Annotated in this window: 16 protein-coding genes; 10 read left to right on the top strand and 6 right to left on the bottom strand. The window is 73.7% G+C overall.

Features of this window, described 5'->3' with window-relative positions; all coding sequences use genetic code 11:
* Window positions 1–32: 32 nt before the first annotated feature.
* Together meaB and ACSNOC_RS22790 are read right to left on the bottom strand one after the other, a co-directional pair.
* Window positions 33–1,016 (bottom strand): methylmalonyl Co-A mutase-associated GTPase MeaB, encoded by a 984-nt coding sequence (meaB, locus tag ACSNOC_RS22795; protein ID WP_436749413.1) that lies wholly within the window; start codon window positions 1,014–1,016, stop codon window positions 33–35.
* A gap of 42 nt (window positions 1,017–1,058) precedes the next feature.
* The gene (locus tag ACSNOC_RS22790; protein WP_436749412.1) at window positions 1,059–2,261 is read right to left on the bottom strand and encodes an acetyl-CoA C-acetyltransferase; all 1,203 of its coding nucleotides are present in this window, start codon (window positions 2,259–2,261) and stop codon (window positions 1,059–1,061) included.
* A gap of 136 nt (window positions 2,262–2,397) precedes the next feature.
* Between ACSNOC_RS22790 and mce the strand changes: the two genes are divergently transcribed.
* The 7 genes from mce (at window position 2,398) to ACSNOC_RS22755 (ending at window position 11,527) form a co-directional block, all read left to right on the top strand.
* Window positions 2,398–2,850, top strand: coding sequence for a methylmalonyl-CoA epimerase (gene mce / locus ACSNOC_RS22785; RefSeq protein ID WP_436749411.1), 453 nt, complete (start codon window positions 2,398–2,400; stop codon window positions 2,848–2,850).
* Between the two features lie 132 nt (window positions 2,851–2,982).
* Window positions 2,983–6,291 carry a hypothetical protein gene (locus ACSNOC_RS22780; protein ID WP_436749410.1) on the top strand — a complete coding sequence of 1,103 codons (3,309 nt, stop codon included), beginning with the start codon at window positions 2,983–2,985 and terminating at the stop codon, window positions 6,289–6,291.
* A gap of 232 nt (window positions 6,292–6,523) precedes the next feature.
* Window positions 6,524–7,471, top strand: coding sequence for a cellulose-binding protein (locus tag ACSNOC_RS22775; protein ID WP_436749409.1), 948 nt, complete (start codon window positions 6,524–6,526; stop codon window positions 7,469–7,471).
* Window positions 7,472–7,506: 35 nt separating this feature from the next.
* Window positions 7,507–8,496: an ATP-binding cassette domain-containing protein gene (locus ACSNOC_RS22770; RefSeq protein ID WP_436749408.1), complete on the top strand. Its 990-nt coding sequence runs from the start codon at window positions 7,507–7,509 to the stop codon at window positions 8,494–8,496.
* Window positions 8,493–9,260, top strand: a complete 768-nt coding sequence (locus ACSNOC_RS22765; protein WP_436749407.1) for an ABC transporter permease — start codon at window positions 8,493–8,495, stop codon at window positions 9,258–9,260. The genes ACSNOC_RS22770 and ACSNOC_RS22765 overlap by 4 nt, the downstream gene beginning before the upstream one ends.
* Window positions 9,261–9,338: 78 nt before the next feature.
* Window positions 9,339–10,613 (top strand): ABC transporter ATP-binding protein, encoded by a 1,275-nt coding sequence (locus tag ACSNOC_RS22760; protein ID WP_436749406.1) that lies wholly within the window; start codon window positions 9,339–9,341, stop codon window positions 10,611–10,613.
* The gene (locus ACSNOC_RS22755) at window positions 10,610–11,527 is read left to right on the top strand and encodes an ABC transporter permease (RefSeq protein ID WP_436749405.1); all 918 of its coding nucleotides are present in this window, start codon (window positions 10,610–10,612) and stop codon (window positions 11,525–11,527) included. The genes ACSNOC_RS22760 and ACSNOC_RS22755 overlap by 4 nt, the downstream gene beginning before the upstream one ends.
* A 107-nt stretch (window positions 11,528–11,634) precedes the next feature.
* Here ACSNOC_RS22755 and ACSNOC_RS22750 read toward each other — a convergent pair whose 3' ends face one another.
* Window positions 11,635–11,955 carry an ATP/GTP-binding protein gene (locus tag ACSNOC_RS22750; RefSeq protein WP_436749404.1) on the bottom strand — a complete coding sequence of 107 codons (321 nt, stop codon included), beginning with the start codon at window positions 11,953–11,955 and terminating at the stop codon, window positions 11,635–11,637.
* A 183-nt stretch (window positions 11,956–12,138) separates the two neighbouring features.
* On the opposite strand from ACSNOC_RS22750, the gene ACSNOC_RS22745 reads away from it, so the two are divergent.
* A complete protein-coding gene (locus ACSNOC_RS22745) occupies window positions 12,139–13,272 on the top strand; it encodes an LLM class flavin-dependent oxidoreductase (RefSeq protein ID WP_436749403.1) in 1,134 nt (377 codons plus the stop codon).
* Here ACSNOC_RS22745 and ACSNOC_RS22740 read toward each other — a convergent pair.
* The 3 genes from ACSNOC_RS22740 to ACSNOC_RS22730 all read right to left on the bottom strand — a co-directional run bounded on the left by ACSNOC_RS22740 (window position 13,241) and on the right by ACSNOC_RS22730 (window position 16,189).
* Window positions 13,241–13,633 carry an SCO5389 family protein gene (locus ACSNOC_RS22740; RefSeq protein WP_436749402.1) on the bottom strand — a complete coding sequence of 131 codons (393 nt, stop codon included), beginning with the start codon at window positions 13,631–13,633 and terminating at the stop codon, window positions 13,241–13,243. The two genes, ACSNOC_RS22745 and ACSNOC_RS22740, sit on opposite strands and share 32 nt — an antisense overlap.
* Window positions 13,634–13,874: 241 nt before the next feature.
* The gene (locus ACSNOC_RS22735) at window positions 13,875–14,576 is read right to left on the bottom strand and encodes a response regulator (RefSeq protein ID WP_436749401.1); all 702 of its coding nucleotides are present in this window, start codon (window positions 14,574–14,576) and stop codon (window positions 13,875–13,877) included.
* Entirely contained in the window at window positions 14,573–16,189 is a 1,617-nt protein-coding gene (locus tag ACSNOC_RS22730) for an ATP-binding protein (protein WP_436749400.1), read from the bottom strand. The genes ACSNOC_RS22735 and ACSNOC_RS22730 overlap by 4 nt, the downstream gene beginning before the upstream one ends.
* Before the next feature lie 219 nt (window positions 16,190–16,408).
* Here ACSNOC_RS22730 and ACSNOC_RS22725 point away from each other — a divergent pair, with 219 nt between their 5' ends.
* Both ACSNOC_RS22725 and nucS read left to right on the top strand, forming a co-directional pair.
* Entirely contained in the window at window positions 16,409–17,830 is a 1,422-nt protein-coding gene (locus tag ACSNOC_RS22725) for a cation:dicarboxylate symporter family transporter (RefSeq protein WP_436749399.1), read from the top strand.
* A 32-nt stretch (window positions 17,831–17,862) separates the two neighbouring features.
* A complete protein-coding gene (nucS, locus tag ACSNOC_RS22720) occupies window positions 17,863–18,534 on the top strand; it encodes an endonuclease NucS (protein ID WP_436749398.1) in 672 nt (223 codons plus the stop codon).
* Window positions 18,535–18,572: the final 38 nt, after the last annotated feature.

The following is an 18,572-nucleotide window of genomic DNA, read 5'->3' as shown; positions in this document are numbered from 1 at the left end:
GGCGGGGGAAAAAACCACCGGCCAAGCGGCCGTCAGGCTTCCTTCACGCCCGCGATCAGTTCGTCCGCCGCTGTGTAGGGGTCCAGGTCGCCGGAGACGATGCGGTCGGCCAGGGCGCCGAGGCGGCGGTCGCCGCGGAGGTCGCCGATGCGTTCGCGGAGGGCCGTCAGGGCGATCGTCTCCACCTCGTGGGCCGCCCGGCGCGTGCGGCGGGCGGCCAGTTCGCCGTGCTCCTCCATCCACGCGTGGTGCTTCTCCAGCGCCGCCACCACGTCGTCCACGCCCTCGCCGCGCGCCGCGACCGTCTTCACGATCGACGGGCGCCAGTCGCCGGGGGCGCGGGCCTCGCCGAGGCCCAGCATGTGGTTCAGCTCGCGGACCGTCGCGTCCGCGCCGTCCCGGTCGGCCTTGTTGACCACGAAGACGTCACCGACCTCCAGGATCCCCGCCTTCGCCGCCTGGATGCCGTCGCCCATGCCGGGCGCGAGCAGCACCACCGTGGTGTCGGCCTGGGAGGCGATCTCCACCTCCGACTGGCCGACCCCGACCGTCTCCACCAGGACCACGTCGCAGCCGGCCGCGTCCAGGACCCGGACCGCCTGCGGCGCCGCCCAGGCGAGGCCGCCGAGGTGGCCGCGGGTCGCCATGGAGCGGATGTAGACACCGGGGTCGGAGGCGTGTTCGCCCATCCGCACCCGGTCGCCGAGCAGCGCCCCGCCGGAGAACGGCGAGGACGGGTCGACGGCGAGCACACCGACCCGTTTCCCCGCCCGGCGGTACGCGCTGACCAGCGCCGACGTCGAGGTCGACTTGCCGACCCCCGGCGAGCCGGTGAGACCTACGACGTAGGCGTGGCCGGTGTGCGGCGCCAGCGCGGCCATCACCTCGCGCAGCAGCGGCGAGGCTCCTTCCACCAGGGAGATCAGCCGGGCCACCGCCCTGGGCCGCCCCTCCCGTGCCTGGGACACCAGCTCCGCCACGTCGACCGCACCCGTCGCCGTCACCGTTTCCGTCACCGCCGCTTTCCTCGTCGGACGCCACTCACTCTCGCTACCCGGTCACGCCTTGGGCACGCGCACGATCAGCGCGTCGCCCTGGCCGCCGCCGCCGCACAGGCCGGCCGCGCCGACGCCGCCGCCGCGCCGCTTCAGCTCCAGCGCCAGGTGCAGTACCAGGCGGGCGCCGGACATGCCGATGGGGTGGCCGAGCGCGATGGCGCCACCGTTCACGTTCACCTTTTCGGTGCCGACGCCCAGGTCCTTCATTGACTGGACGGCGACCGCGGCGAACGCCTCGTTGATCTCGATCAGGTCGAGGTCGTCGACGGTCAGCCCGGCCCGGTCCAGGGCGCGCAGGATGGCGTTGGCGGGCTGCGAGTGCAGCGAGTTGTCCGGGCCGGACACGTTGCCGTGCGGGCCGATCTCGGCCAGCCAGGTGAGGCCCAGCTCCTCGGCCTTGGCCTTGGACATCACGACCACGGCCGCGGCGCCGTCGGAGATCTGCGAGGCGGAACCGGCCGTGATGGTGCCGTCCTTGCTGAACGCCGGGCGCAGCTTGGCCAGCGACTCCTCCGTGGTCTCCGCACGGATGCCCTCGTCCTGCGAGAACACCACCGGGTCGCCCTTGCGCTGCGGGATCTCGACGGGCGTGATCTCGGCCTCGAACAGGCCGTTCTTCTGCGCGGCGGCGGCCCGCTGGTGCGACAGGGCGGCGATGGCGTCCTGCTCGGCGCGGGTGAGGCCCAGGCGCGCGTTGTAGTTCTCCGTCGAGGCGCCCATCGGGACGTTCTCGGCGAAGTCGGTGAGGCCGTCGAGCGCCATGGAGTCGAGGATCTCGACCGAGCCGTACTTGTAGCCGTCGCGCGACTTCGGCAGCAGGTGCGGGGCGTTGGTCATGGACTCTTGGCCGCCGGCGACGATGACGTCGAACTCGCCCGCGCGGATGAGCTGGTCCGCCAGCGCGATGGCGTCCAGGCCGGAGAGACACACCTTGTTGACGGTCAGCGCCGGAACGGTCATCGGGATGCCGCCCTTGACGGCCGCCTGCCGCGCCGGGATCTGCCCTGCCCCGGCCTGCAGCACCTGCCCCATGATCACGTACTGCACCTGCTCGCCCGAGATCCCGGCCCGCTCAAGGGCCGCCTTGATGGCGAAGCCCCCCAAGTCGGCGCCGGAGAACGACTTCAGCGAGCCGAGCAGCCGGCCCATCGGTGTCCTGGCACCCGCGACGATCACGGAGGTGATGCCGTTGGCAGTTGTCATGGTGCACTCCTCGGAGGAATCGGGAGTAAACGAGGGTTTACGCCAATCTACAGAGCGTGACGCGGGGGGTCACCGGCGCGTGCGTGTGACAGTGCGCACGTTGCGCACCGGCACGTGAAGACGGTGCACTGGGGAGATGTTGACGCGAATCGATCACATCGGGATCGCCTGTTTCGATCTTGACGCCACCGTCGAGTTCTACCGGGCCACGTACGGGTTCGAGGTCTTCCACTCCGAGGTGAACGAGGAGCAGGGAGTCCGGGAGGCCATGCTCCGTATCAACGGTACCGACGACGGCGGCGCTTCGTACCTCCAGTTGCTCGAACCGACCCGCGAGGACTCGGCCGTGGGCAAGTGGCTCGCGAAGAACGGCGAGGGCGTGCACCACATCGCCTTCGGCACCGCCGACGTGGACGGCGACGCGGACGCCATCCGGGGCAAGGGAGTGCGGGTCCTGTACGACGAGCCGCGCCGCGGTTCGATGAACTCGCGCATCACCTTCCTGCACCCGAAGGACTGTCACGGAGTGCTCACGGAACTCGTCACTTCCGCCGCACAGGAACCGTCCGCAGACCCCTCCAGCCACTGACGTGGGCTGCCCCGGCCGGTAGAGTGGCCCAGCCGGGGCTGTGGGCTTCTCCCCCTCGTCCCGCGTTCGGCCGATGACCGGATGATGACCGGATCTGCTTCACCACGACCAGGGGACGGATGGGACCGCGCAGTGCGGGGCTACGACGCCTACCAGGCTGAGGACCACCTCTCGCAGCTCGAAGCCGAGATGGACCGGCTGAAGAAGGAGCGGGACAAGGCGGTCGACCACGCCGACGACCTCGGCTACCAGGTCGAGGTGCTGCGCGCCAAGCTGCACGAGGTGCGCCGGGCGCTGTCCCTGCGCCCTGTCTACGGTGACGTCTCCGCCCACGCCGAGCAGCTCCTGCGCACCGCCCAGCACCAGGCCGACCAGATGCGCGCGGACGCCGAGCGCGAGCTGCGCGAGGCCCGCGCCAGGACGCAGCGGATCCTCCAGGAGCACGCCGAGCAGCGCGCCCGGATGGAGGCCGAGCTGCACGCCGAGGCCGTCGGCAGGCGCCAGCGGCTGGACGAGGAGCTGGCGCAGCGCCGTTCCACCGTCGAAACCCACGTCAACGAGAACGTCGCCTGGGCCGAACAGCTCCGCGCCCGCAGCGAGGCGCAGGCCCGCCGGCTGCTGGAGGAGACCCGCGCCGAGGCGGAGCAGACCATCGGGCAGGCCAGGGCCGAGGCGCTGCGGCTGACCGAGGAGGCCAGGGCGCGCTTCGCCGCCGAGGCCGAGGCGGCCCGCGCGGAGGCCGAGGAGCTGCTGCGCCGGGCCCGCGCCGACGCCGAGCGGCTGCTGTCGGCCGCCTCCGCGCAGGCCCAGGAGACCACCGAGCACGCCGAGCGGCTGCGCTCCTCCACCGCGCAGGACACCGACGCCGGGCGCCGCGAGGCCGCCGCGCTGATGCGCAAGGCGGAGGAGCAGGCCACCGAGGCGGAGAACGCGCTGCGCACCGCCCGCGAGGAGGCCGAGCGGCTGCTGGCCGAGGCCACCGCCGAGGCGGAGAAGCGGCGGGCCACCGCCGAGTCCGAGTACGAGCAGCGCACGGCGACCGCCAAGGCCGAGGTCGCCCGGATGGTCAGCGAGGCCACCCGCGACGCGGAGAACCGCAGGGCCGAGGCGCAGCAGGCGCTGGACGACGCCAGGGCGCGCGCCGAGCAGGTGTTCGCCGAGGCGGCCGAGGAGGCCCGGTCCAAGTCGGCCGAGGAGTACGCGGCCCAGCTCGCCGACGCGGCCCGCACCGCCGAAGAGGTGCTCAACAAGGCCGCCCAGGAGGCGCAGGCCACCACCCGGGCCGCCGCCGAGGAGGCCGAGCGGCTGCGCGCGGAGGCCGAGGCCGAGGCGGACCGGCTGCGCGCCGAGGCGCACGACGTGGCCGAGCAGCTCAAGGGCGCGGCGCAGAGCGACACCGAGGAGTACCGCGCCAAGACGGTCGAGCTCCAGGAGGAGGCGCGCCGGCTGCGCGGCGAGGCCGAGCAGCTGCGCGCGGAGGCGGCCGAGGAGGGCGAGCGGCTGCGCGCCGAGGCCCGCCGCGAGGCCGTCTCCCAGATCGAGGAGGCCGCCGCCAGCGCCGAGGAGCTGCTCGCGCAGGCCAAGGCGGACGCGGAGGAGCTGCGCGCGACGGCGGCGGCCGAGAGCGAGCGGGTCCGCACCGAGGCGATCGAGCGCGCCACCACGCTGCGCACCCAGGCCGAGCAGGCGCTGAAGAAGGCCCGCGCGGAGGCGGAGCAGCAGCTCGCCGAGGCGGGCCGGCAGGCCGAGCGGATGGTGCAGGAGGCCGAGGAGTTCGCGCGCCGGGTGCGCGAGGAGGCCAAGAGCGCCGCGAAGGCCGAGCGGGACGCGGCGGCGGCGGAGATCGAGCGGCTGCGCGGCGAGGCCGAGCAGCGGGTCGCGGCGGCCGAGGACGCGCTGCTCCGGGCCCGGGCCGAGGGCGAGCGGCTGCGGGCCGAGGCCGGGGCCGAGATCGAGCGGATGCGGGCGGAGGCCGCCGAGCGGATCCGGGCCCTGACCGAGCAGGCGGAGCTGGCCGCCCAGCAGACGCGCGAGGAGGCGGCCACCGACGCGGCCAGGTTCCGCGTCGAGGGCGAGGAGCTGGCCGTGCGGCTGCGCGGCGACGCCATCGCGGAGGCGGACCGGCTGCGGGACGAGGCGCGGCAGGCGGCCGACCGGCTGCGGGCCGACGCGGCGGCGGCTGCCGAGCGGACGGCGGCCGAGGCGGCCGAGGCGCTGGCGGCGGCCCGCGAGGAGGCGGCCCGGCTGCGCTCGGAGGCGGACGCGCTGCTGGCGGACGCGCGCGAGGCCGCGCACCGCGAGCGGGCGCAGGCGCACGAGCAGAGCGAGGAGCTGCTGGCCACCGCCCGCACCCGGATGGACGAGGCGGAGCGCCGGGCGGAGACCCTGGTGGCCGCCGCCGAGCACAAGGCCCAGCAGGTGCGGGACTCGGTGTCCGGGCTGCGCGAGGCGGCCGAGGCCGAGATCGCGACCCACCGCGCGGAGGCGGAGCGGGAGGCGGCCCGGGTGCTCCGGGAGTCCGCCGAGGAGAAGGAGGCCGCCTCCGCACTGGCGGAACGGACCGTCAAGGAGGCCATCGCCGAGTCGGAACGGCTGCGTTCCGGCGCCGCCGAGGAGGCCGAGCGGACCCGGTCCGAGGCCGACGCGCTGGCGGACCGGGCGCGCCGGGAGGCGGCCCGCAAGCGGAGCGAAGCCGCGGCGCAGGCCGACGAGTTGCTGGCGAAGGCGCAGGAGGAGGCGCTGCGCATCACGGCGACGGCCGAGGAGCAGTCGGACACGATGGTGGCGGCGGCCCGCAAGGAGGCGAACCGCGTCATCAGCGAGGCGCAGGAGGCCGGCGGCGATCTGGTGGAGACCTCCCGCGCGGACGCCAACCGCCTGCTGGAGGAGGCCCGTCGGGACGCCGCCGCCATAAGGGAGCGGGCCGAGGAGCTGCGCGGGCGGGTCGACGCGGAGATCGAGGAGCTGCACGACCGGGCCCGCCGCGAGTCGGCCGAGCAGGCGCGGGCGGCCGGCGAGCGCGTGGACAAGCTGATGAAGGCCGCCGAGGAGCAGCGCGCGGAGGCCAGGACGCAGGCCGAGAAGCTGGTCGCGGAGGCCAACGCCGAAGCGAGTAAGGTACGTATCGCCGCGGTGAAGAAGGCGGAGGCGTTGCTGAAGGACGCCGAGCGGCAGCGGTCGGGGGTGCTGCGCGAGGTGCAGCAGATGCGCGCCGAGGCCGAGCGGGACGCCAAGCGCATGGTGGAGGAGGGCAAGCGTGAGCTGGACAAGCTTGCCCGCAGGCGTGAGGACATCAACGCCGAAATCTCCCGCGTGCAGGACGTGTTGGAGGCCCTTGAGTCCTTCGAGGCGCCGAAGCCCGGCGGCAAGGACGCCGGCACGGTCACCGCGGGCGCGGGCGCGGGCGCGCCCAGGTCGGGCGGGAAGCGGCCCGGCGGCTGACGGGCGGCGGCCCCCGCGGCTGCCGGACGGGCGCGGCGGGCGGAGGGAGCGTACATTCTCCACAGAGAAACGCGATCCGCTCGAAGACACGCCGGTTCGCCCCCTAGGATGAAGCTCCCGAGGGCATGGACCCGTCTGAAGCGAAGGCTTAGGAGCTCGACCTCGAAGCGCTGAACGCCCAGGCCCCCCAGATCACCAACCGACTCACCCGTCTGGAATCGACAGGAACTCCATGAGCAGCGAACAATCCTCCCCCTTCGGCTTCGAGCTCGTGCGGCGTGGTTACGAGCGCAGCCAGGTTGACGACCGCATCGCGAAGCTCGTCGCCGACCGTGACAGCGCTCTGGCTCGTATCACCTCCCTCGAGAAGCGGATCGAGGAGCTCCACCTCGAAACTCAGAACGCCCAGGCCCAGATCAGCGACGCCGAGCCCTCCTACGCCGGGCTCGGCGCCCGTGTCGAGAAGATCCTCCGCCTCGCCGAGGAGGAGGCGAAGGACCTGCGCGAGGAGGCCCGACGCGCCGCCGAGCAGCACCGGGAGCTGGCCGAGGGCGCCGCGCAGCAGGTGCGCAACGACGCCGAGGCGTACGCCGCCGAGCGCAAGGCCAAGGCCGAGGAAGAGGGCTCGCGCATCGTCGAGAAGGCCCAGGGCGACGCGGCTGCCCTGCGTGCCGAGGCCGACAAGGACGCCCAGGCCAAGCGCGAGGAGGCGGAGGCCCTCTTCGAGGACACCCGTGCCAAGGCCGCCCAGGCCGCGGCCGACTTCGAGACCAACCTGGCCAAGCGCCGCGAGCAGTCCGAGCGTGACCTTGCGTCCCGTCAGGCCAAGGCGGAGAAGCGGCTCGCGGAGATCGAGCACCGCGCCGAGCAGCTCCGCCTGGAGGCGGAGAAGCTGCGCACGGACGCCGAGCGCCGCGCCCGCCAGACCGTCGAGACCGCGCAGCGGCAGGCCGAGGACATCGTGGCCGACGCCAACGCCAAGGCCGACCGCATCCGCAGCGAGTCCGAGCGCGAGCTGGCCGCTCTGACCAACCGCCGCGACAGCATCAACGCGCAGCTCACCAACGTGCGCGAGATGCTGGCCACCCTGACCGGGGCTCAGGTCGCCGCCGCCACGCTGGGCGACGACGACGCGGACGAGGGCCTGTCGAAGGGCGTGCCCGCGCAGCAGACCCGCTGACCCCGCGCGCACCTCGCCACTCCAACGGCGCAACCGTGATCGAGCTGGCGGGACTGACGAAGCGATACGGCGCGACGACGGCGGTGGACGGGCTGACGTTCGCCGTGCGGCCCGGCCTGGTCACCGGCTTCCTCGGACCCAACGGCGCCGGCAAGTCGACCACCATGCGCATGATCCTCGGGCTGGACCGGCCCACGAGCGGCGAGGTGCTGGTCGACGGCCGGCCGTACGCGCGGCTGCCGGACCCGCTCACCACCATCGGCGCGCTGCTGGAGGCCAGGGCCGCCCACCCGGGGCGCCCCGCCCACCACCATCTGCTGTGCCTGGCGCAGAGCAACGGCATCCCCCGGCGGCGCGTCGGTGAGGTGCTGGAGCTGGTGGGCCTGTCGGGCGTGGGGCGCAAGCGGCCGAGGGGCTTCTCCCTCGGCATGGGCCAGCGGCTGGGCATCGCGAGCGCGCTGCTCGGAGATCCGCGGATCCTGATGTTCGACGAGCCGGTCAACGGGCTCGACCCGGAGGGCATCCACTGGATCCGGAACCTGATGCGGAGCCTGGCGGCCGAGGGCCGGACGGTGTTCGTCTCCAGCCACCTGATGAGCGAGATGGCGCAGACGGCCGACCACCTGGTCGTCATCGGCCGGGGCAGGCTGCTGGCGGACACGGGCATGGCCCGGTTCATCGAGGAGAACGCGCGGACCTTCGTCCGGGTCCGCACCCCCGAGCCGGAGCGGCTGCTCGGCGCGCTGGCCGGCGCCGGGCTGACGGGCGAGCGGCGGCCGGACGGCGGCATCGAGGTGGAGGGCGCGCCGGCCGCCCGGATCGGGGAGCTGGCCGCCGCGCACGGGCTGGTGCTGCACGAGCTGAGTCCCCGGCAGGCGTCGCTGGAGGAGGCGTTCATGCGGCTGACGCGGGAATCGGTCGAGTTCCAGGCCGAGTTCCCGGCCGCGTCCGGGTCCGGGCCCGGCTCCGCGTCCGGGCCCGGGCCCGGAGCCGGCTCGGGAGCCGGGCGGGGGGCCGACGGGTGACGGGCTTCGGCCGGGTCCTGCTGTCGGAGTGGACGAAGATCAGGTCGGTCCGCTCCACGCTCTGGACGCTGGCCACCGCCCTGGTGGTGACGGCGGCGCTCGGCACCCTGATCAGCCTGCTCGTCCGCACCACGTACGAGGACCTGTCGCGCGCCGACCGGCTGACGTTCGACCCGACCGCGACCAGCTTCGCGGGCATCGCGCTGGGGCAGCTCGCGATGATCGCCTACGGCGTCCTGGTGGTGTCGGGCGAGTACAGCACCGGCATGATCCGCGCCTCCCTCGCCGCCGTCCCCCGGCGCGGGGTCCTGATGACGGCGAAGGTCGCCGTGGCGACGGCGCTCGCCCTGCCGGTCGGACTGGCCACCGGTTTCCTGACGTTCTTCCTCGGGCAGGCGGCGCTGGGCGGGCACCGCACGGACCTCGGGGAGCCCGGCGTGCTGCGCGCGGTGTCGGGCGCCGGTCTCTACCTGGGGCTGATCGCACTGTTCGCGATGGGCGTCGCCTGGGCGCTGCGCAGCCCGATGCTGTCGTTCGGGGTGCTGATGCCGTTCTTCTTCCTCATCTCCAGCATCCTGGCCAACGTCTCGGCGACGGAGAAGATCGGGGACTACCTGCCCGACCAGGCGGGCTCCCGGATCATGCGGGTGGTGGACGACGGGGAGCGCCCGTACGGCCCGTGGGGCGGCCTGACCATCATGCTGGTCTGGATCGCCGCCGCGCTGCTCGCGGGCTTTCTCGTGCTCCGGAAACGCGACGCGTGACACCCACCCCTCCAGGCAGCCGATATGGTCGTACACCTATTGGGGACGAGATCCGCTGGGGCGGGTGAGGCAGGCAGGATGATCGAGGCAGTCGGCCTGACGAAGAGCTACGGCTCGAAGACGGCCGTGTACAACCTGACGTTCCGGGTGCAGCCGGGCAAGGTGACGGGCTTCCTGGGCCCGAACGGCGCCGGCAAGAGCACCACCATGCGCATGATCCTCGGGCTGGACGAGCCGACCGGGGGCAGCGTCACGATCGGCGGCTACCCGTACCGGCAGCTCCCGAACGCGCCGCGCCAGGTGGGCGCGCTGCTGGACGCGAACGCCAAGCACGGCGGGCGCAGCGCGCGGGCGCACCTGCTGTGCCTGGCCCAGCTCTCCGGTATCCCGGCCCGGCGCGTGGACGAGGTGCTGGGCGTGGTGGGGCTCCAGGACGTGGCGCGCAAGCGGTCCAAGGCGTTCTCGCTCGGCATGGGCCAGCGGCTGGGCATCGCCGCGGCGCTGCTGGGCGACCCGCAGGTGCTGCTCTTCGACGAGCCGGTCAACGGGCTCGACCCGGAGGGCATCCTCTGGGTCCGCAACCTGATGCGGCGGCTGGCGGCCGAGGGCCGGACGGTGTTCGTCTCCAGCCACCTGATGAGCGAGATGGCGCAGACGGCCGACCACCTGATCGTCATCGGGCGCGGGCAGTTGATGGCGGACATGCCGGTGCAGGACTTCATCCGGCAGAACTCCACGGGCTTCGCCCGGGTCCGCACCCCGGACGGCGAACGGGAGCAGCACGAGGCGCTGGTGCGTGCCCTGACCGAGGCGGGCGGCCACGTCACGCCGGACCAGGACGGCGCGCTGCGGGTCGTCGGTCTCGAACTGCCCCGGATCAGCGACCTGGCTCACGAGGCGGGCGCGCGGCTGTGGGAGCTGTCCCCGCACCAGGCGTCGCTGGAAGAGGCGTACATGCGGATGACGCAGGGCGCGGTGGACTACCGCTCGACGGCGGACCAGCGGTCGGGCCTCCAGTACGCCCCGGCGGCCCCCGCGGGCCCGTACGGAGCGCCGCCCGCGACGGCGCAGGCCCCGTACGCCGCCGCCCCCGCGGCTCCGGCCGCGCCGGTGGCGGCGGCGCCGCCCGGCACCATGCAGCTCCGGGCCATGCCCGGCGCGCCGTCCGCTCCCGCCGCTCCGGCCGCGCCGCAGCCGGAGGAGCCGGACTTCCCCATCGCCCCGGCCGCGCCGCCCGCGCCCGGCCCCGCGCACGGCACCGTGCAGCTCCGCGCCATGCCCGGCGCGCCACCGTCCGCCCCGCCTGCGCAGGGCCCCGCGCAGGACAGCACCGCCCCGGAGGACGTCCGATGACCACGCCGCCCCTCGTTCCGCCGCAGGCACCGCCGTTCACGCCGCCCGCGCCGGGCACCGCGCCGGGATACGCCTCGCCGATTCCCGTCCGGCCCACCCACCTCGGGCACGCCATCGCCTCGGAGTGGACCAAGATCCGCACGGTCCGCTCCACGGTCTGGACGCTCGTCCTCATGTTCGTGCTCACCGTCGGCATCGGCCTGCTCTACGCGACCGCGCTCAGCGGCGAGGACTACGTGGGCATGCCGCTCCTGTCCGGCGGCTTCTTCGGGCTGATGTTCGGGCAGATCTGCGTCATCACCCTCGGCGTCCTGGTGATCTCCTCCGAGTACGGCACCGGCATGATGCGCACCACCCTCACCGCCTGCCCGCAGCGCGGCCGGGTGCTGCTGGCCAAGGCGCTGGTGTTCTTCCTCCTCGCCTTCACCATGACGCTCATCGCCTGCGCGCTGACCGGGCTGATCCACTCCTCGATGCTCAGCGACCAGATCCTGCCCTCCTACGCCGCCGACGACCCGTACATGGAGGGCTCCATCGAGAACGGCGAGCTGGTGGCGACCGGTGGCCACTGGATGGGCGCGACGGTCGGCGCCGCGCTCTACGTCTCGCTGCTGGGGCTGCTCGGCCTGGCCGTGGGCGGGCTACTGCGGCACTCGGCCGGGGCCATCACCACCATGCTCGGCGTCGTGCTGCTGCCGCTGGTGGCCGCGCTCTTCATGGCCGGCGAGAGCCTCCAGTCGACCCGCGAGAAGCTCATCGAGTACTCGCCGCTGAACGGCCTGGCCTCCCTCTACCGCATCCCGATGGAGGGCGACGAGACCGCCACCGGCTGGCCGCTGCTCGGCCTGCTGGCCGCCGTGACCGTGGCCGCCCTGGTCGGCGCCTACGCGCGGCTGACCACCACCGACGTCTGACACCCGGCGGCCCTGACGCCCCGGCCCGATGCCATGCCCGCGCCCCAGCGCGGGCATGGCGCGTCCGCGGGGCCGGGCGGCGCCGGCCCGGGCCCGCGCGCCGTCGCTCAGTGGCGCGGCGCGTTCCGTGACCGCAGGACCCTGGCGCCCCTGCGGTCCCGCGCGTTCCAGCACGCGCCGTGCCAGTGGCGGCGGTCGTCCACGGCGCCGAGCCGGGGCCAGACCACGACATGGGCCACCCCCGGCGGAATCTCCTGGTCGCACCCCGGGCAGCGGTAGTGCTTCGCCGCGGCGGCGCCCGCTATCCGGCGCACCACCCACTCCTCGCCCCGCCACACGTCCGTGTGCTCCAGGCCGAACCCGCGGGGGCCGTCGCCGTTGCTGCGGGGCTGCTGACCGCCGGGCGGACGGTTGCGACGCGGAGACACGGGAACACCTCGAAGTCGTTCGGCGGGCCCAGGGGCCACTGAGGCAGGCACCACGAGTCTACGCACCGCGCGGCACCCCCACCCCTGACTGACCATCATCAAAAAACTGCCCCTGGCCCGTGCCCAGGGCACGTGTCATGCGTTAGGGCCGATGGGGGAACCGTGATGCGTGTGGACGAACGCATGAGCGAGAGGGTGACGGCGATGAAGACGTTACGGATCGGGGCATTCGCCCTGGCGGGCCGGTTTCCGGGACAGAGCGACGCGGAGGCGCTGCACCGGACGGTGCGGACGGCGGTGGTCGCGGACGAGACGGGGCTCGACGCCGTCTGGCTGGCGGAGCACCACTTCGTGCCCTACGGGGTCTGTCCCTCGGCGACCACGCTGGCCGCGCTGCTGCTGGGCAGGACCCGGCACATCCGGGTCGGCACGGCGATCAGCGTGCTGACGACCACGCACCCGGTGGCCCTGGGCGAGCAGGCCGCGCTGCTGCACATCGCCTCCGGGGGCCGGTTCGCCCTCGGCGTGGGACGCGGCGGGCCGTGGATCGATCTGGAGGTCTTCGGCGGCGGGGTCGAGGCGCTGGAGAAGGGGTTCCCGGAGTCGCTGGACCTGCTGCTGCGCTGGCTGCGCGGGGCCAGCGTCGGCGCGGACGGGGACCGTTACCGCTTCCGCGAGGTCGCGGTCGTGCCCCGCGCCGCGGACGGGCCGCCGGTGCTGGTGGCCTGCACCTCCCCCGGCACTGTCCGGGAGGCCGCGCGGCGCGGACTGCCGATGCTGCTGGGGATGCACATCGGGGACGAGGAGAAGGCCCACATGGTGGCCTTGTGGCGGGCCGCCGCCGCCGAGGCCGGGGTGGACGGCGACACGATCGCCGCCGCCGACCACGTGTCGGTCGGCGTGGCCCAGGTCGCCGACAGCCAGTCGGAGGCCGTGGAGGCGCTGCGGCGGGCGCTGCCCGGCTGGCTGCGGCAGGGTCTGGCCGCGCACCGGACCGTGGACGGACGCCCGCGCCGGATGCGCGACCCCCTCGCGTACACGGAGCTGCTGTGCGAGCTGCACCCGGTCGGTCCGCCGCAGCTGTGCGCGGACCGGCTCGCGGCGACGGCGGAGCGCACCGGCATCACCCGCTTCGCCCTGCTGGTGGAGGGCTCGGGCGGCACCGCGACGACGGAGACGAACGTGCGCCGGCTCGCCGACGAGGTGCTGCCGCTCCTCCCGGTTCACGCGGAGCCGAGGGGGGCGGCAGCACGGGGAACGACGGCGGTGGCCGAAGCCCATGCCGTCAGCAGTCCCGCAGCTCCGGCGACTGGTTGAGGATCTGGCCGCGTATGGATGTGAACCGCTTCAGGGACGGCTCGGACGTGGCTCCGAGCGGGAAGACGGCCACCCGGTGGCAGTTCTGGAAGGCCAGCTTCACTCCGAAGTGACGTTCCAGCGCGCCCCGGATGGCGTCACTGGCCAGGGCGCGCAGAAGCTGGCCGCGCGCCTGCTCGTCCGGCGGGGGGGTGGTGTTGTCGGCGAATTCACCGCCGTCCACCTGGAGCCGGGCGACCAGCGTGCTGATCATGTCCCAGGCGAAGGGCAGGGAAGTTCGGACGCAGTCGACGAAGGCGGCTTCGTCGACCTCGCCTCGCTCGGCCTGCTCAAGCAGAGCCGGTGAGACGTCGAGCGACATGGATTCTCCTCTCGCGACCCCTGGCCAAGGGGTCTGGCGTACAGGCCGGGAGGCACCTCCGCCAGGGCGCTCGTCCTGTCCACGGACGGTTGCGACGGCGACGCCTCCCGCATCAACGGTAGGGGCCCTGGCCCGTGCATGTCAGTGGATTGGGCACATAACTGGCCACAGTCGAATCCCATGAATCCCACCCATATCGATGGCCACCTGCCGCCCCACCAGGGCCGGAGCCGACGGGCCGTCAGCGGTGTTCGGCCACCCAGCGGTAGTACAGCTCGGGGCGGCCGACGTGCCCGTAGCGCGGGCGGCGCTCGGCCCGTCCGGCGTCGACGAGATGCTCCAGATAGCGGCGGGCGGTGATCCGGGAGATCCCCGCGGCCTCGCCCGCCGCGCTCGCCGTGACGCCGTCCTCGCCCGCGCCGCGCAGCACGCGGGTCACGGCGGCGAGCGTCGCCCCGCTCATGCCCTTGGGCAGCGCGGCGGGCCGGGGCGCGCGCAGCGCCGACAGCGCCTGGTCGACCTCCTCCTGTCCGGCCGCCTCGCCGACCGCCGCGCGGAACGCGGCATAGCGCACGAGCCGGTCGCGAAGCGTCGCGAAGGCGAACGGCTTCAGCACGTACTGCACGACGCCCAGCGAGACGCCCTCGCGCACCACGGCCAGGTCGCGGGCCGAGGTCACCGCGATCACGTCCGCGTGGTGGCCGGCGGCGCGCAGCGCGCGCACCAGGCGCAGGCCGTGGCCGTCGGGCAGGTAGAGGTCGAGCAGCAGGAGGTCGACGGCCGTGTGGTCCATCAGCCGCTGGGCCTGGGCGCCGGTGTGGGCCGTGCCGCACACGGTGAACCCGGGCACGCGCGCCACGTACTGGCGGTGGGCTTCGGCGGCCAGCGGGTCGTCCTCGACGACGAGGACCCGGATCGCGGGCTCGGGCGGGCCGCCGGTCACGTCGGGACCGCCGCCCCCGCGCGCAGCGGCAGCCGCACGGTGAACACGGCCCCGCCGTCCGGGGCGCGCGCGGTGCCGAGGGTGCCGTGGTTGCGCCGCACGGCCTGGCCGACGAGGGCCAGGCCCAGGCCGCGGCTCTCGCCCTTGGTGGACCAGCCCCGGCGGAAGGCGTCGGCGGCCCGCTCCGGGTCCAGGCCGGTGCCGGAGTCGCGCACCGACAGCAGCAGCTCGTCCCCGGTGGCGCGGACCGTCACGGTGACGTGCGGGGGGCGGGCCCCGGCGCCCTCCAGGGCGGCGTCCACGGCGTTGTCCAGGAGATTGCCCAGGATGGTCACCAGGTCCCGGGCGGGGAGCGAGGCGGGCAGCAGGCCGTCGTCGATCCGGCTGTCCGCGGCCAGCTCCAGCGTCACGCCCCGCTCGTTCGCCTGTGCCGCCTTGCCCAGCAGCAGCGCCGCGAGCACCGGTTCGCCGACGGCGCCCACCACCTGGTCGGTCAGCGCCTGCGCCAGCTCCAACTCCGCGGTGGCGAAGTCGACGGCCTCCTCGGCCCGGCCCAGCTCGATGAGCGAGACGACGGCGTGCAGGCGGTTGGCCGCCTCGTGCGCCTGGGAGCGCAGCGCCTCCGCGAAGCCGCGCACCGAGTCCAGCTCCCCGGCCAGCGCCTGGAGTTCGGTGTGGTCGCGCAGGGTCACCACGGTGCCGTGCCGTTCGCCGCCGGAGACCGGGGAGGTGTTGACGACGACGACGCGGTCCTCCGTCACGTGCACCTCGTCCACCCGGGGCTCGGCGGACAGCAGGGTCTCGGTCAGCGGCGCGGGCAGGCCGAGACCGGCGGCGTGCCGGCCGACCTGGTCCCCGGTCAGGCCGAGCAGCTCCCGGCCCGCGTCGTTGATCAGCGCGATCCGGCCGTCGCCGTCGAGGAGCAGCAGGCCCTCCCGCACGGCGTGCAAGGTGGCCTGGTGGTAGTCGTGCAACCGGCTCAGCTCCCGGGCGTTCATGCCGTGGGTGTGGCGCCGCAGCCGGGCGTTGACGGCGTAGGTGCCGAGGCCGCCGAGGGCCAGGGTCCCCGCGGCCACCCCGATCAGGGCGGTCACCTGCCGGGCGACCCGGTCCCCGATCTCCTCCACGGCGAGACCGGCGCTGACGAGCGCCACGATCTCGCCGTTCTCGTCGCGGACCGGGGTGACCGCGCGGACCGAGCGGCCGAGGGTGCCGGTGTAGGTCTCGGTGAAGGTCTCGCCCGCCAGCGCCGGCCCGATGTGGCCGACAAACTTCTCCCCGATCCGCTCCGGATCGGGGTGGGTCCACCGGATGCCGCCGGGATCCATGATCGTCACAAAAGTGATCCCGGTGTCCCGCCGGACCTGCTCCGCGAACGGCTGGAGCCGCGCCGTCGGATCGTCCGAGGCCACCGCCGCCCGCACCGAGGGAGAGCCCGCGACGCCCCGGGCCGCGGCGGTCACCAGGTCCCGCGCGGCCCGGTCGGCCTGCGCCCGGTCCGTGAGGTAGGTGAACAGCGCGCAGACCGCCACCACGACGGTGACCAGCACGATCTGCATGGCGAAGAGCTGGCCGGCCAGGCTGCGCGGACGGGGCGGGCGAGGCAGTCGCATGCCGCCAGTGTGCCCGGACCGTGACGATGGCCGAAACCCGTCGGTCGCGGCAAAGGAGCAGGTCGCGGGAGCGCGAACGCTATGAACGGAAACGTGACGGCCGTCTCACCTGGGTGAATAGTCACGGGAACGCGGCGCGCCGCGTCCACCATCCGGACCCCCGATGTCCCCGATCCCCACTCCCCACTCGCACTCCACGACGACGAGGAGGCTGCCACCGTGACCGAGACGGTGACCACGACCGCGACCCCCGGCCCCAGACGTGACCGGACGCACTTTCTGTACATCGCCGTGATCCTGGCGGTCGCCGCCGGTATCGCGGTCGGGCTGGCGGCCCCGGACGCCGGCGTCGAGCTGAAGCCGCTCGGCACCGGGTTCGTCGACCTGATCAAGATGATGATCTCGCCGGTGATCTTCTGCACGATCGTGCTGGGCATCGGCTCGGTCAGGAAGGCGGCCAAGGTCGGCGCGGTGGGCGGTCTCGCGCTCGGCTACTTCCTCGTCATGTCGACGTTCGCCCTGGCCATCGGTCTGCTGGTGGGCAACCTGCTGGAGCCGGGCTCCGGGCTGCACCTCACCGAGGCGACGCGGGACGCGGGCGCGGCGCAGGCCGAGGGCGCGCACGAGTCGACCACGGACTTCCTGCTCGGGATCATCCCGACGACGATGGTGTCCGCCCTCACCGAGGGCGAGGTCCTCCAGACGCTGCTGATCGCCCTGCTGGTCGGCTTCGCGCTCCAGGGCCTCGGCCCGGCGGGCGAGCCGGTGCTGCGCGGCATCGGGCTCCTCCAGCGGGTCGTGTTCCGCGTTCTGGCCATGATCATGTGGCTGGCGCCGGTCGGCGCGTTCGGCGCGATCGCGGCCGTGGTCGGTGAGACCGGCACGGACGCGCTGCGGTCGCTGGCCGTCATCATGTTCGGCTTCTACGCGACCTGTCTGATCTTCGTGTTCGTCATCCTCGGGCTGGTGCTGCGCGTGGTCGCCGGGGTGAACATCTTCGCGCTGCTGCGCTACCTCGGCCGTGAGTTCCTGCTGATCCTGTCCACGTCGTCGTCGGAGTCGGCGCTGCCGCGCCTGATCGCGAAGATGGAGCACGCGGGCGTCAGCCGCCCCGTCGTCGGCATCACCGTGCCGACGGGCTACTCGTTCAATCTCGACGGCACGGCGATCTACCTCACCATGGCCTCACTGTTCATCGCCGAGGCGATGGGCGACCCGCTGTCGCTCGGGGAGCAGGTCTCGTTGCTCGGCTTCATGATCATCGCCTCGAAGGGCGCGGCGGGCGTGACCGGCGCGGGCATGGCCACCCTGGCCGGCGGCCTGCAGTCGCACCGGCCGGAACTCCTCGACGGCGTCGGGCTGATCGTCGGCATCGACCGTTTCATGAGCGAGGCCAGGGCCCTGACCAACTTCGCGGGCAACGCGGTCGCCACCGTCGTCATCGGCACGTGGACCCAGGAGGTCGACAAGGGCCGGATGCGCGAAGTCCTCGCCGGGAACGTGCCGTTCGACGAGGCGACGCTGATCGACGACGGCCACGGCGGCCCTGACGGCGACGCGGGCGACGGCGGCGGTGACCGGGCCGACGGCGGCGGCCGGGGCGAGGCGTCCGGGGCGAGGCGTCCGTCGGTCGTGGTGTGATCCGGCCTCCGGCGGCCCTCTAGGCTGACCCCATGCGTCTCGTCATCGCCCGCTGCTCGGTCGACTACGCCGGCCGGCTCACCGCCCATCTCCCCCTCGCACCACGGCTGATCCTGGTCAAGGCGGACAACTCCGTGTCGATCCACGCCGACGACCGGGCGTACAAGCCGCTCAACTGGATGTCCCCGCCCTGCACGCTCAAGGAGAGCACGCCGGACGGGACTCCGGTGTGGACGGTGGAGAACAAGGCGGGCGAGAAGCTCATCATCACGATGGCGGAGATACTGCACGACTCGTCGCACGAACTGGGCGTCGACCCGGGGCTGATCAAGGACGGCGTGGAGGCACACCTCCAGGAGCTGCTCGCGGACCGCATGGACACGCTGGGCGAGGGGTGCACGCTGATCCGCCGCGAGTACCCCACGGCGATCGGCCCGGTGGACATCCTCGGCCGCGACGCGGACGGCGGCACGATCGCCGTGGAGATCAAGCGGCGGGGGGAGATCGACGGCGTCGAGCAGCTCACGCGCTACCTGGAGCTGCTCAACCGCGACCCGCTGCTGGCTCCGGTGCGGGGCGTGTTCGCGGCCCAGGAGATCAAGCCCCAGGCCCGCACGCTGGCCACGGACCGGGGAATCCGGTGCGTGACGCTCGACTACGAGGCGCTGCGCGGCATCGACGACGACAAACTGCGGCTCTTCTGACACACCGGCCGGCCGCGCCCTCTTCCCCGGGCGCGGCC

Source organism: Streptomyces sp. URMC 129, from assembly GCF_051386415.1.
Lineage (GTDB): Bacteria > Actinomycetota > Actinomycetes > Streptomycetales > Streptomycetaceae > Streptomyces.
Note: the sequence above shows the minus strand (reverse complement) of the source record. Positions and strands in the feature narration are given on the sequence as shown.